Genomic DNA, 13,694 nt, shown 5'->3' with positions numbered 1-13,694 from the left:
TCATTCTAAAAAATGAAGCAAATATATTATGGAAACTGTAAAACAAATCAAAGCTCGAATAAAGGCACGAAAGGCTTTTAATAAGAAAATGCTTTGGAAGATTAGAGTGATGCTGATTAAAGAAGAAAAGTTTATCTGGTTTCTTCTTTTGTTTGCACTCATATTTCCTGCAGTACCATTTGCAAATCTGGGGATAAGTATTCCTTTACTACATCCTTTTAGAGTAATTTTGGATAATGTTTGCTACGGATACATAGCAGGTATGATTTTCTATTTGTTCTCAGATTTCTGTCCTAAGTCGTATGGGATATTTAAGGCAAAGCAGCGTCTTGCGTTGATGTATAGGTCTATTCACCTGTACTATGTTATGGCAGTTGAGTCGCTTGGAATGATTGATAATGAAGGGCATCTTGTTGATAATAGTGATAACGTAGCATATAAGTCTTTATTTAAGGCGAGATAGATGATAATCATATCGCAATAAAGGAAGACGTAATAAGTAAAGTTAAGGCAATGCTTAATCTTGTTGATAAAGAAATCGATGATTTTCTGCTGCTACATAATGGCAATTTGGAAGAGAATGAGATTATTGATATCAATAAATTCCGAATAATGTTTGATAAGCTAAAAACGTCTAACCTCTATGTCTATGTTAGTAGTCATGACATTGTTGTAGCAAATAACGATCTAGAGTACTTCCTATCGAGCCTGGGCTTGAATTATAATGTTTCGAAAAGGCTAAAGGAACGGTATTCGGTATATAAGTTCGATGCAGAAAAGTTTGATAATGAATATAAAAGCTAGCGGCTGCGGGCAGACTATTTGCTCTGCGGGCTTGAAAAGAAGGATGAAGGAGATTGGAAAAGGAATGTGGCTGATGAGGCTATGCCCTTTTATGGTTAATGGTTAAGGGTGAATGGTTCACGAATAACGATTCATGGTTCAAGATTAATGATTAACGGTCCACTTTTGGTTAATGATTAAAGGTTCATGGTGAAGGAATTGTGGTTCAGGGTTAATGGTTCAAGGTTCATGATTTTTACCGTGAACCGTGAACAATTAATCGTTAACCGAAAGTTGTCATTGACAGGCGTCAGGCTTGTGGAGGTGACTATTAAAGAAACATAAAAAAACGTAATGATTGAAATTTGAATGACGAGAAATCGTTATTTTTGCAGAAAAAGATATTTATATGCGCAGAATTCAAATAAAAAATATTGGTCCGTTAGAAGATACAGGTGTGATATTTGTAAAGCCTGTGATGCTAATAATTGGTAAACAGAGCATGGGTAAAAGTACTTTCATGAAGGTACTCTGCTTTTGCGAGTGGCTTGAAAAGACTATAATGACGGGTGATCAAGAGGTGGTAAATAAGTATACCCACAATGGGATGTTTGTTAAGAATCTCTCAAAATTCTTCCGCTTAGGCGACTCTTTCTTCTCTGAGAAAAGTGAAATACATTACAAGGGCGACTGTGTATCAATTGACTTGGACAAGAAGGCAAATAATGTAAGGATTACGAAAGTGGAGGATTTTGACAAGAAACGTTTTAACGAAAAACTCTGTTTCCTTCCTGCGGAGCGCAATTTAGTATATGCATCCAAGAACATCCGCAAGGATTTTAACTCGGACAGATATGATATGCTCTTTAACTATATATTTGAATATGGTGATGAAGAGGGAGTGCACTATTTTACAAAGAACAATCCGCTCGTGATGCCTTTCGATCGTGAGACACGGTATTACTATGACGATGCCAAACGGATGCCTGTTGTGGAGGTAGGACATAAAGCTGTTCCTATTCAGCCAATGTTTACTTCAAGTGGTATTCAGTCTTCTCTGCCTATGCTGCTAATGATACTTGGCGCGTTGAGGAAAGCTGGCACGCGAAAGAGTGTATCTCCCGAAGAAATTACCAATACAATAGCCCGTATTGTGATGGATGCTTCAAGTGGAGATACTACAGAAATCCACCTAAAAGATGCAGCACTCCAACTGGCAACGAACTTTGTCACTTACCGTCGCTCTTGCGTTTTCATAGAAGAGCCGGAAGAGAATCTATTCCCCGAGTCACAATACCAACTGGTGTTGGCAATAGTCAAAGCTATCAAGGAGACCAACGAAAGGACGGGTGAGGATAATTACGTGATGATGACTACCCATAGCCCTTATATTCTATCAACCGTGAACCTACTGCTTAGGAGTTTTGTGGCACACAATTCTGATATTGAAAAGGAGGGAATGCTGAGTGATGATTATCTGTTGCCGGTTAATAAGTTTGGTGCTTACTGTGCTGACCATGGTACGATAAAGGATATCTTGGATAAAGAAAGTGGTTTTATTGATGGCGACTATTTGGATAGTATCTCGCAAGAAATAAATCGCAAGGCATCACAGGTAAACGAAGTCATTTATGGAGACATACGATAAGCTATCGGACAATGGCTTCACTGCTGTTGATCATGGAGTGAGAAATCAATTCGTGTGTTGTGAGAAGCGTTCTAAATACGTCCTCTCGCTTGATCCGCCGATGGAGGGCTGGCGTTATCAGGTGGATAACTATATCATTACCGAAGGAGACAAGTGCGATGCCCTGATTCTTGTAAAAGAAGGTGGTGACGTTGCAGAAGTCTTTGTGGAACTTAAAGGTAGTGATGTGAGCCACGCCATTACCCAATTGGAGGAGACTCTCAAACACAGTCTTTTTAAGGATAATGATTTTTTGTCGCGTTGGGGCAGGATAGCTGTATATTCTTATCCTAAGAGTCAATTGCTAAATCGGGAAGTTGACAAAAAGGCTGGAGAGTTTTTGAAAAAATATCGCTGTGAGTTGCTGATTACTCACGCGGATAAGTTGACACATGACATGTTTGAGGCGTTAAGGAACGAAAAGACGAGAGAACCTCATGCTGTCAATATCAGTGATTTGCTGAATTCGGGAGACGATTCGAAAATCAGTCGGGCTGTCGCCATATTATATTTAAGGTTGGACGCTTCGCAGACTCCTTTGGAGGTGGTGAACTATGAATGGATTTTGCAGTTGCTTTCTATTTTGAATGATTCTGATGGAGTAGTTGTTCCTGATGCGTTAAAATATATTGAATTGTGTATTAATAAATGCAAGGATGTATTTATTGACGATAATTTGGTTATGCTTTTGAATACCCTTCTTGAGAAGTACAAAGGGAAGTTTGAGGGTAATGAACTTGTCCTTGCTGATGAAATAGAGGATAGGACGGAAGATGTTAGGCAGGCACTTCTTTCGGTAGTTACATTCTTGAATGAAGTGGATCTTCTAGAGGGTGATACTGAGTTTTGGGCTTCGATAGCAGAACAATAAAAATAGGATTCGAGATGGCTTTAAGACCTAAATTGGAATTTTACAGACTGAGATTGGTTTCTAAAGATCTGGAGTATAGAACCTTTCGCGATTTCGCAATACAAGAATTGTATCAGCGAAAGCCAAGTACTGATGCTCAAATAATGAATAAGCTGTTTGATCATTTTATGAGTCAATTGGTAACGGAGAAGGCAAAAGATAAAAACATCAAGAAACAGTTGAAGCTAATAAAAACTGCTTCCAATAAACATTTAGAACATAAACCTGTTGTTGATGTAAAGAAGAATATCATTTATGGTGTTATCAATGGTGGCAGATTTGGTAGAGATGGTATGATGAGCGACTCGTCGGTAGATACTGAAGAAGCAAGCGCTTTTGGAAAGAACAAAACCATTCTCCGATATTACTATTTTCTTCTTTATTTGCCGTTAGACCATAATGAAGGTTGTTTTATCATACATTCAAATAGCAAGGAGGAAACGATAACAGACATATTCAAATTATATGTGGAACGACTTTTTAAAGGAGGAAATTTCCAACGTCCAGCATTAAATATGTTCTGCCCCAAATCATTTCAGCAAGAGTTTCAAGACGAGGCTATCATCAAGTCTATAGAATTTAGCAATACTTATCTGGACGAAGTGTTTACAGGGAAAGGCATGAGTTCGTATAAGCAATTATATGATGTTAAAATTGAGATTAAACCTAAAGACGGGGATGTTTCATTAAATGCGAAGTCTCGAATGGGGAACCTTTTGGAACAACTGGGTTTTAATCGTCAAAAGAATGAAACAGAGCGTCTGATAAATTTTGAATCTAAGAGAATGAAATTAAGCAGTCCATTCTCAAAGACTGACAGAACATTTGATTTTGATGATGAGAATCTGAATGTAATACCTGTTGTGTATCTTGAAGGACGAATAAATAATTATAATGATGATGACACTCCTGAATTTGATGAACTAAATATGTTGTGCCAAAATCTCTTTCAAGATGAAGTGCTACCAGAGATAAGACCAGATTTATTCGTATAAGATCATGCGTCCAGATAAACATAGCTCGTTTATATGTTTTGTATATTCCAAGGCACGTGAAAGTGAGACGTTGGATATAAATAATCGAAGAAAGCCATTCATTCGAAGGAATGGAAGGCTTTTACTATCTTATCCGCTTTCTTTCATCGTATTGATATCACTTCCTGCAGGATATAATAACGATTTCCTTCAATTGGGAGCGTCGATTCTTGCTATCTTAATAGGGCTTTTTCTCACAGCATTGGTATTTGCTCTAGATAAATTTTATATTCCATCTAGGAAAAAGGATGGAGATTATCGAGTGGAGACAACAGAAAATGACCAAACTCGCAGTATTGAGATATCTGTAGAAGAAATAAGATATGAGAATGCACTGGAAAAACTATGGCAGAAACAATCTCTTTACTATGTCCAACAGTTTAATGTGCTGGTTGGAAAGAATGTGATAGTTGGTATATGGGCCTTGGCATTGATATGCACATATGTCATGTATTACAACTTCTTTAGCGTTAGGCTGGACGACTATTCGTTTGTTGAGATTACGCTCCCCTCAATATTTTTATTCTTGAAACTGTTGTTAATAATTGCAGGCAGATTTTTTATTTGCTATTTCTTGATAGAAATGTTCTATAATACTGTAAGGATAATCAGTAGTATGGTTAATTTCATGTCTATTAGGATACAAAGATAGAAAATGGTTTTCGTGTGGTATTTGATAAAGAGTGATTGCATATGCAGGAATTGCTGAATCTATATACGGAATGCCATACCAAATGGTTGAATTATTCTCTTTGCGGGAATGATTGCCCAGAAAATCATTATTGCCAAAGGTTTGGTTGTCTTGAGGGTGATTGTTCAAGATGTATGGCCGCTATACAGAGATATGGTACTATCAGAGCTTATCCATGCCATAAAATTACATATTATTATGTAATGCGTTTTTTCAATAGATTTGCCTCAGAGATAGAATATGTAATAAGACTCATAACCTTTGGACAAATAACAAAACTGAATGTTGTATCATTAGGATGTGGACCAGGCTCGGAAGTTTATGGTATTATTCATGGTATACGACATCGAAATTTGCAGATTCAACTTGATTATCAAGGATATGATTTAAACTCGATATGGAATGATGTACAACAAATGAGTCGCACATGTCTAAGTGATACGGGGCATATCTTACGGTTCTTCGATACTAATTTGTTCACAACGTTCCAACCATTTGCCGAACAAAGGGTTGATATGCTTGTGATGAACTATCTGTTATCAGACTATGTAAAGAATTCTGCAATAGGTTCAAGGAATGTGTTTGCTGACGAAATTGTTGACTTCATTATTCATGCTAATGTAAAAAGAGTCTTTTTTAATGATATAAGTTTATATGGGCATAATGGTCAGCTAGACACCGCTGTACAAATGATGGAATACATAATGAATTGTCTTAAAAGATTTGGCTATACTTTGCGTGGAAGGAGATTCCATTTCCCCAATGACACTTTTGTTCCATATAATAATAGGTGGCGGCAGCAAGAAACTGGAAACTTATTGTTTACCCCAATGCCCAATAATCCTGCAAATGGAGGTATAGATTGTTGTAAGTCAAAGCAAGTGTATTTTACAATAGAAGATTGAATTGATGTCTATGAATACAACTGAAAACTTACCGGAATGGTTGCATAGTTTCATATATGAGACGTTGGGCGGCTATTACCAACCTGACAGGATTGCTGCACGTGACAACCTGAACTCCGGAGAGAAAGAAAACCAACGGTATCTTGGTACTTACTTTCCTCGGAGCTATACAGAGTCGTATTGTATTTTCTGCAACCTATTTGAGAATGCCGAGTACCAGAATATGATGAAGGATAGGGATACCTTAAGACTTCTTTCCTTTGGTTGTGGCACTGGCGGTGATTTGTTGGGACTGATGGGAGCGATAGCCGAGAAATTGCCTTGGATTAGGATTCTAGACATAGTGGCTTACGACGGAAACTTCAATGCAGTTGATATGTTGAAGAAGATAGTTGAGCACCCAGCGGTTCAGCAGCGGTTTGAGACAGTTCCAAGCCCAGACTATTCTCCTGTACCGATGAAGGACAGAAAGGATTTTGATCTTTTTTGTAGCTGCCTGAAAGGATTTGATGTTATTGTTTCCATGAAGATGGTGAATGAACTGTGTACAAGGGGAATTTTTAGTGAGAACCCGATTGGACAGTTCATGGAGGGGCTATATCCACATTTAGATGGAAAGGGTGTCATGTTGGTATCGGATGTTCCTATCAAACCCACATGGAAAGGTCGGAACGACTATATGCCCGTTTTCCTTACAGAAGGGTTACGCAGTTTTCTGGCAGCACATGATGATGCCTCTGCCATTGTGCCCATACCATGTCACACAAAAGGTGTTGACTGCAAGAACCGTTGCTATCCTGTAGAGACATTCTATGGCAATGTGTTTACTTCTGAGTCGTTGTCATATTGTATGGTGGCACATAAAGAGGTTGCAGATGCTGTCTGCCCAGCACTTAAAGATAGTTACTATAGAGTAAACGATAATAATGAATATTGTGCCATGATTGGCGGTAAAGGCGTGAAAGATGCATTTGATATCAATTCAAAATAAGTAGGCTATGGATGGAGATTTCTATGTGGATTATGCTAGACTTGACAACTTGCAGATAAAGATAATCACAGACAAGTTCCACGACCACCTTGCGGTAAAAGGCAAGGCTGGTACGGGCAAGTCGTTGATTGCATTACACAAACTGGGCAGAGTTCGTGATGACAAAAGAGCTGTCCTTATTGTGTATACCAAGGCTTTGAAACGATACTTCCGAGACGGTTTCCTGGCTCTTGGCATAGATGAACAAAAGGTTTTCCATCATGCCGATTGGATACCGCAGCCAGTGGATTATATTTTCGTGGACGAGTGTCAGGATTTCAGTAGGGCAGAAATACAGACCTTTATAGACAATGCCCGGTATTGCTATTTCTTTGGCGACAGCGAACAGTCAATATACGGTTGGCGTACTCAGGTGCAACCAGTTGAAGAAACAGCAGCAATGGTTGGTGTTGATCCGATAGAACTGTTTAAGAATTATCGTTTGACCAAACAAAATGCAGTGTTAGCAGAATACGTCGGGCAGACACACGACCTCGTGACTCATTGCGAAAGAGAAGGTGCCAAACCGCAACTGTTTACAGGCAACAACATCAATGAGCAACTTGATGCCATGATTAATATCATCAGGAACCGCAACTTGACGAGGGTGGGTATATTGGTTCCAATGAATACAAAACAAACCGCAGCTAACAGTCATGATACCTACAGCCATATCTCCGTGGAGTATGTGAAAGAATATCTTGATGCCCACGGTATGCCTTCGGAAGCAAAGATGAGCAGTGACACAACTGACATGAATGAACTGGATTTCCAGTCACCAACTCCGAAGATATTAACATGGACCAGTGCTAAGGGATTACAATTTAACGATGTGTTTATCCCATTCTGTGAGAATCTTTTCGAGGAACAGAGAAGAAAGACACTTTATGTGGCAATAACTCGCGCCTGGAATCGTTTATATATAGGGTACACTGGTCATATAAATACAGCATTCTTCCCACCGGAGACTTCTGATTGTTATGAGCAGATGACAACACTTGACAAGATTTAGTAATGAAATATTATATTAAGGTTTTACGCTCGAATTTGGATAATATTCTCTCTTCTGAGAGTATATCACCAGCGGCTTTCTACGGGAGGCGAGGGTATGGTTACAATAGGTTTGACCATGCCAATGATGATACGTCAGACTATGAACTGTATTTGTCGGAGGAAGTTGATGATTCAGAAGAGGATGTCGCATATATTGAGTTTTTAGTTGAGGACAATAGCCAGTTGATTGGTAATAGTGTGAGTTGCGGGCATACAGTCAGCAGCACTCTCAGACTCTATCCTTGGAATTGCCGAATATTGTTTAAGTCGGTGGATGATGCGAAGGAAACTATATTCATATGCCGAAGCAGCTTGGCTAATAAAATGTGGGGCTGCTATGCTTTTGACGTTATATCTGATGTTAGGCCAGCACCTTCATCATCGGGCTTTGCGGCAGAATCTACTATAAGCGATTTATCAACGGAAATATTAAGAGACCGTAAGGTGAATAGTCTGAAGGGGTTTGCCTTTGCCTATTATTTGGGTAAGGCATGTTCGCTCACCCCCCAACTGGCAATTCTTTTACGTGCCGAACGACATATCTATGGATTGGCAACAGCACTTGCAGGGATGAAAAACCCCACCAAGGAAATGGTTGATACTGTAGAAAATCTGAAAAAGATATTCAACGCCAATGACCCCAACCGATTAGAACTTAAGCAGAGATGGGAAAAATTGGTGTTGGGAACATTCACATCAGTCAAAGACGGCAAGAACTTTGAGGAGCAGTTAAAGAGGCTTGGTGTTCAGAGGCAGGCGATGGATACTTTCGCCACTGAGCAGGGAATCAGACTCAATCCCCGTTTTGATGTTTATTATGCTACAAGTAGGGATTGGGCAGACTATAAAAACCAGATAACAGAATACACTCAAGGTATATTGAAACAATATACTGAAGTGAAGAGACTGGATGATAGTGATATGCTACGTGTAGATGGTTACACGGCAGGTTTCTCTGATGAAAGTATGAGGCTTTACGAACGGGTGTTGGCCGAAATGATGAATAATACGGAATGGTTGTCGATAGACCGCATCAGGACGCAGAAACTGGAAACTGCTAATGATGCTACCAAGTTCGTAAAGAAAGTGTATGAAGAAGCCGATATCACTTGGGAAGGTTCTGAGTGCCAGGAATATTGGGATCGTCTAAGAAGGAACATTGCCTATTCAGAACCTTTTGATCCCAACTGGATTCATGATAAATCATTAAGGGCACTTGCTATCTACATTTTGAAAGGTGACACTATTGATGACATGTATAAGTACATGCAGATGACAGGTGTGGAGGACTATGGACTTGCATTCGGCCTTTGGGGTGTTAGCACAGGCTATGTTGATATGCCCAAGACTTTCCCAGTCATGCTTGGTCTCAAACAAGAACGGGTAATAGACTGCTATGTAAGAGCATACGAAGTAATGACAGGACGAGAGGTGCCCAAGAGACCTGTTGCAGACAGTTATCAGGAAGTATTACAGAAAGAGGAGAGGGTAAAGAAGCCTACTACTGCATGGAGCCCATCTACAAAGAGAACTATTGAGACAAGCTCAAAAGATAATCGAATAAAGGAATTGCTCAAAGATTCGCCATTAAAGCTAACAAGTTCTCAGCAAGCAGAGATTCTTGCAATCGTAGAGAAGGGGCGAGGTACTATTGATGAGAACGACTTGAAGGCAATCGGAAAGATAAAAGGTATAGGCAAGAAAAAACTGGAGGGATTAAAGATACTTCTCCAGCCTTTAATGCGAACAGCACCCGGACAGTTGCCATTTACGGAAGAACCCACTAAAGAAAAGGAAAGAGTTATCACAGACCCGTGGGATGTAATTGTGGAATGCTTGCCAAAAGAAGAGTGGATAAAAGAACAGATTCACAGAGACTATAAGTGGTTCACAGGCAAAAATAAATTAGGGTATCATGAGATGGTCACAAAACTCTGCGACTATTTCTATAGGAACAAGAATGCTACAGGTAGAAGGTCGTGGCTACGAAATACATATAAAGACGTTGATGTTGCATTGATAGAAAGAAAGCTTCGTGAGGTCTTTTAATAATCGTTTATGATACTTAGTGTAAGCAGGAGAACAGATGTACCGGCATTCTATTCTGAATGGTTTCTGAATAGGATAAGGGAAGGGTATGCCTGCGTACGTAATCCCATGAGCTATCACCAAGTGAGCAGGATAGATATTCGCCCAGAGGTTACCGACTGTATTGTGTTCTGGACAAAGAATCCCGCTCCGATGATGAGTAAGCTGGATGAATTGAAGGATTATCACTACTATTTTCAGTTTACATTGAACCCTTATGGAAAAAATATAGAAACGGCAGTAGCTAGGAAAAATGGTATCATAGATGTCTTTAAAAAGCTATCGGACAAGATTGGGCCAGAGAGAGTCGTTTGGCGCTATGACCCTATCTTTTTCACAAACGAAATAGATACGGACTATCATTTGTTGTATTTTGAGAAATTGTCTTCCATATTGAAGGGCTATACCCAGCGATGCGTCATCAGTTTCCTTGATTTATATAAAAAAACAGAGCGGAATATGTCTGGCACTGGTGCGTATGCACCTGATGAGGCAACAATGCGTAGGATAGCGACTGAGTTTGCTGCAATAGGTAAGGGTTTGGACTTGAAAATCCAGAGTTGCGCTGAGACCATTGATTTAGATAAACAGGGTGTGAGTCATGGTCATTGTGTTGACCGAGAGTTGATAGAGCAAATTGTCGGTTATCATCTGGAGGTGAAGAAAGACCCCAACCAGCGAAAGGAATGTGGCTGTGTGGAAAGTATTGACATCGGTGAATATAACACATGTATGCATCATTGCTTGTATTGCTATGCTAATTTTAGTCAGACCCAAGTACTGCACAAGCATGAGTCGCATCATATAGATTCGCCCTTGATAGTGGGGAATCTTGGTGATGATGATATTATAAAAGATAGAACGGTCAAATTGTTAAAGGCTCATGGGCTGTTTGATTAGGCGTATGTAGTGTGATGAGGCATGGGTGATTTTATGGATGCATTTTTCGAGGAACCCGAAGGTTGCGTTGTATATGCGGTCGTACAAGTTGGTGAAGGAGTTTGGCGAGGGTGTGGACAGGATGTTTCGTGAGATGGCGGAGGCAGGATTGCCTGCACCGGAGTATAGGCAGAATGAGTTTATGGTGTATGCTACCATTAGGCAGGCGAAGGTTGCTACAGGACAAGTGGTAGGCAATGGTGATGTAAATGGCGGATTAAATGGTCAATTAAATGGTCAATTAAATGGTCAATTAAACGATAGCCAGAAAGAGACCTTTGAGTTTATAAAGGCTCACGAGGGTTATAATACAACCAAAATAGCGGACGACCTTGGCAAACCATTCAGAACCATTGTTAAGCATATAAATGTGCTTCTTGAATTGAATATGATAGAGCGTCGTGGTAGTAAGAAGACAGGTGGATATTATGTAAAGAAATAAAATTATGAATATGTGGATTACATATGGAATTATAGCAGTGATTCTGGTCGTTGCAGAACTGGTTTATTTCCGCATTGCGGATAAGTGCAACATCATTGATAAGCCGAATGAAAGGTCGAGCCATTCGACAATCTCTCAGTTGAGAGTTTAGGGTTGAATGTTGATAGTCAGTTGATGAGTTATGTGTTGATGGGGTTGATAATTGTAGCTGCGCTCATCGTATATGTTGGTGGTATGAATATCATCAACTTTATGGATGGTATCAACGGCATCACGGCGGGCTATGCTCTGGCGATATCATCGGGGTGCTCGTGTTCTGCATTTTTAACTTCCGCCCGAAAGGGAAAGCGAAGTGCTTTGCAGGGGATGTGGGGAGCATAGGAATAGCTTTTATCATGCTTTTCGCTCTTGGAAAGCTGATAGTGCAGACGGAGGACTTGTCGTATCTGGCGTCGCTGAAGAAGCAATAAAGTTGAATGTTTAGCGTTGAAAGTTTAAAGTCAGTTATTGAGTTTAAAGTTGAAACAATATGGAGGTTTTCGGTTACCGTAAGCTAATTGCTTACCAAAAGGGTAAAGAGGTTGTAACTGATTCAACTGACTTTAAACAATAAACTATCCACTATACACTTTACAAAAATGACGATTAACCAAGAATTACTGGAAAGGCTGTTTGAAGCGGCGAAGGGGAATCCTCGGCTGAGGACAAACCTGGACCTGAGGACATCGGCAGAGGATGGCTCGCAGCGTATGCTGAATGCGATGCTGCCAGGAACGGAAGTGGCTATCCATAGGCATCCGATGAGTAATGAGAACGTAATCCTCATTAAGGGTAGACTGGATGAGGTGCTGTATGAGGAGGTGACTCTGGCGGATGGCAAGGTGACGTTGAAGGAGGCGGAGCGCATCCATCTGTGCCCAGAGGATGGCGCCTACGGCTGCCAGGTGCCGAAAGGGGTGTGGCATACGGTAGAGGTGATTGAGCCTTCGGTGATATACGAAGGGAAGGATGGAAAGTACGGTGAGGATGGGAGTGAGGTGTTCGAACCGAGGTGAAATGGAATTCTATCAGTTAATAGATAATAGATAAAAGATAATAGTTGTTATGGCGCGGGAAAGTATCGTAGGGGAGAAAAGCTTGGCATTTGCAAAGAGAATTGCAAAATGCTATCGATACCTGAATGATAAGAAGAAAGAGACGGTAATGTCGAAACAGATCCTGCGATGTGGAACTAGTATCGGAGCAAATGTGCGAGAAGGACTGTATGCTCAAAGCCGTAAGGACTTTATAAGCAAACTGAATATTGCACTGAAAGAGGCTGGTGAGACGGACTATTGGTTAGATGTGATACATTCTGCTGGCTACTTTACCGATGATGAGTACAACTCGCTGAAGGTTGATAACGATGAACTGCTGAAACTGTTGACGGCGATAATAAAGAAAACCAAAGAGAACGGAGAGAGAGATAATAGATGATAATTTAGTTAAGAGATAATAGATGATAGATAATAATTTAGTTAAGAGATAATAGATGATAGATAATAGTTGGGGGTGAAGAGGTGTGTGCGAGGAGCGCATGCCTCTTTGTGGTTAAGTAGGGCACGGTATGAACAGCCTGACTATGAATAGCCAAGCGCTGTAAGTTTTTCTAAAGATTATCGTTAAAAAACTAGGTAGATGAAAGGGGACATGTATGCCTAACTAGAAATGGGGCTGTGATCCGTTTGGGGCTCGAACCCAAGACCCCAAAATAAAAAAGGTTCCTTGAAAGGCTTTACTAAAAATAAGAAATGGAGTGTTATACAAAACACAATAATACTTTTAACTCAATTAATTAGTGAAGCAAAAATGAAAAAGAAATTTAGAAACTGATAATATCGGCGAAACGGTACCATCGTAGCGCTTGAATCGGTACCACCGTAGCGCACCAATCGGTACCACCATAGCACTCCAACCGGTACCAGCGTAGCGCACCAATCGGTACCGCTGTAGCGCTCGAATCGGTACCAAAAGTTCATTTCGGTTCTGCCATTGAAGTTAAATTACTATCTTTGCCGAAGGAAATACAAAACCTTTAGCGAGATATGGCAAACCAAAATGTAACAATGAGCAAGTTAAAAAGAGCATTTCAA

At 40.1% G+C, this 13,694-nt stretch carries 12 protein-coding genes and 1 pseudogene; all 13 read left to right on the top strand.

Going from position 1 to position 13,694, the window contains the following annotated elements; all coding sequences use genetic code 11:
- Positions 1-28 precede the first annotated feature (28 nt).
- The 13 genes and pseudogenes from T495_RS0106945 (at position 29) to T495_RS0106875 (ending at position 13,038) form a co-directional block, all read left to right on the top strand.
- Positions 29-463, top strand: a complete 435-nt coding sequence (locus T495_RS0106945; protein WP_033148137.1) for a hypothetical protein — start codon at positions 29-31, stop codon at positions 461-463.
- Between the two features lie 729 nt (positions 464-1,192).
- The gene (locus tag T495_RS0106935; RefSeq protein ID WP_033148135.1) at positions 1,193-2,431 is read left to right on the top strand and encodes an AAA family ATPase; all 1,239 of its coding nucleotides are present in this window, start codon (positions 1,193-1,195) and stop codon (positions 2,429-2,431) included.
- Entirely contained in the window at positions 2,415-3,341 is a 927-nt protein-coding gene (locus tag T495_RS15160) for a hypothetical protein (RefSeq protein ID WP_051651901.1), read from the top strand. Before T495_RS0106935 ends, T495_RS15160 begins: the two co-directional genes overlap by 17 nt.
- A gap of 14 nt (positions 3,342-3,355) precedes the next feature.
- Positions 3,356-4,375 carry a hypothetical protein gene (locus T495_RS0106925; RefSeq protein WP_033148134.1) on the top strand — a complete coding sequence of 340 codons (1,020 nt, stop codon included), beginning with the start codon at positions 3,356-3,358 and terminating at the stop codon, positions 4,373-4,375.
- 732 nt (positions 4,376-5,107) lie between these two features.
- The gene (locus T495_RS0106915; protein ID WP_155993502.1) at positions 5,108-6,010 is read left to right on the top strand and encodes a hypothetical protein; all 903 of its coding nucleotides are present in this window, start codon (positions 5,108-5,110) and stop codon (positions 6,008-6,010) included.
- A 40-nt stretch (positions 6,011-6,050) separates the two neighbouring features.
- Entirely contained in the window at positions 6,051-7,001 is a 951-nt protein-coding gene (locus T495_RS15155; RefSeq protein ID WP_155993500.1) for a hypothetical protein, read from the top strand.
- Positions 7,002-7,050: 49 nt separating this feature from the next.
- Positions 7,051-8,052 (top strand): 3'-5' exonuclease, encoded by a 1,002-nt coding sequence (locus T495_RS0106905; RefSeq protein WP_197020356.1) that lies wholly within the window; start codon positions 7,051-7,053, stop codon positions 8,050-8,052.
- 35 nt (positions 8,053-8,087) lie between these two features.
- Positions 8,088-10,142 carry a hypothetical protein gene (locus T495_RS0106900; RefSeq protein WP_155993498.1) on the top strand — a complete coding sequence of 685 codons (2,055 nt, stop codon included), beginning with the start codon at positions 8,088-8,090 and terminating at the stop codon, positions 10,140-10,142.
- Positions 10,143-10,151: 9 nt separating this feature from the next.
- Positions 10,152-11,081: a DUF1848 domain-containing protein gene (locus T495_RS0106895; protein WP_033148130.1), complete on the top strand. Its 930-nt coding sequence runs from the start codon at positions 10,152-10,154 to the stop codon at positions 11,079-11,081.
- Positions 11,082-11,118: 37 nt separating this feature from the next.
- Positions 11,119-11,562, top strand: a complete 444-nt coding sequence (locus T495_RS0106890; RefSeq protein WP_081832046.1) for an ATP-binding protein — start codon at positions 11,119-11,121, stop codon at positions 11,560-11,562.
- Between the two features lie 4 nt (positions 11,563-11,566).
- Positions 11,567-12,020, top strand: a pseudogene (locus T495_RS15580) (UDP-GlcNAc--UDP-phosphate GlcNAc-1-phosphate transferase); the annotation flags it as partial.
- 180 nt (positions 12,021-12,200) lie between these two features.
- Positions 12,201-12,617 carry a WbuC family cupin fold metalloprotein gene (locus T495_RS0106880; protein ID WP_033148128.1) on the top strand — a complete coding sequence of 139 codons (417 nt, stop codon included), beginning with the start codon at positions 12,201-12,203 and terminating at the stop codon, positions 12,615-12,617.
- Positions 12,618-12,666: 49 nt separating this feature from the next.
- Complete coding sequence (locus T495_RS0106875; protein WP_033148127.1) at positions 12,667-13,038, top strand: four helix bundle protein; 372 nt, start codon at positions 12,667-12,669, stop codon at positions 13,036-13,038.
- The last annotated feature ends 656 nt before the right edge of the window (positions 13,039-13,694 follow it).

Origin of the sequence: Prevotella sp. P6B1 (genome assembly GCF_000702825.1) — a bacterium.
In the GTDB taxonomy this organism is placed as follows: Bacteria; Bacteroidota; Bacteroidia; order Bacteroidales; family Bacteroidaceae; genus Prevotella.
The sequence above is the reverse complement of the archived record's forward strand: the minus strand, read 5'-3'. Positions and strand labels throughout refer to the sequence as shown.

What these genes read in the sequence shown, in the direction of transcription:
- T495_RS0106945 (WP_033148137.1), top strand. Translation starts at nt 29, where the DNA reads ATGGAAACTGTAAAACAAATCAAAGCTCGAATAAAGGCACGAAAGGCT.
- T495_RS0106935 (WP_033148135.1), top strand. Translation starts at nt 1,193, where the DNA reads ATGCGCAGAATTCAAATAAAAAATATTGGTCCGTTAGAAGATACAGGT.
- T495_RS15160 (WP_051651901.1), top strand. Translation starts at nt 2,415, where the DNA reads ATGGAGACATACGATAAGCTATCGGACAATGGCTTCACTGCTGTTGAT.
- T495_RS0106925 (WP_033148134.1), top strand. Translation starts at nt 3,356, where the DNA reads ATGGCTTTAAGACCTAAATTGGAATTTTACAGACTGAGATTGGTTTCT.
- T495_RS0106915 (WP_155993502.1), top strand. Translation starts at nt 5,108, where the DNA reads ATGCAGGAATTGCTGAATCTATATACGGAATGCCATACCAAATGGTTG.
- T495_RS0106895 (WP_033148130.1), top strand. Translation starts at nt 10,152, where the DNA reads ATGATACTTAGTGTAAGCAGGAGAACAGATGTACCGGCATTCTATTCT.
- T495_RS0106890 (WP_081832046.1), top strand. Translation starts at nt 11,119, where the DNA reads ATGCATTTTTCGAGGAACCCGAAGGTTGCGTTGTATATGCGGTCGTAC.
- T495_RS0106880 (WP_033148128.1), top strand. Translation starts at nt 12,201, where the DNA reads ATGACGATTAACCAAGAATTACTGGAAAGGCTGTTTGAAGCGGCGAAG.
- T495_RS0106875 (WP_033148127.1), top strand. Translation starts at nt 12,667, where the DNA reads ATGGCGCGGGAAAGTATCGTAGGGGAGAAAAGCTTGGCATTTGCAAAG.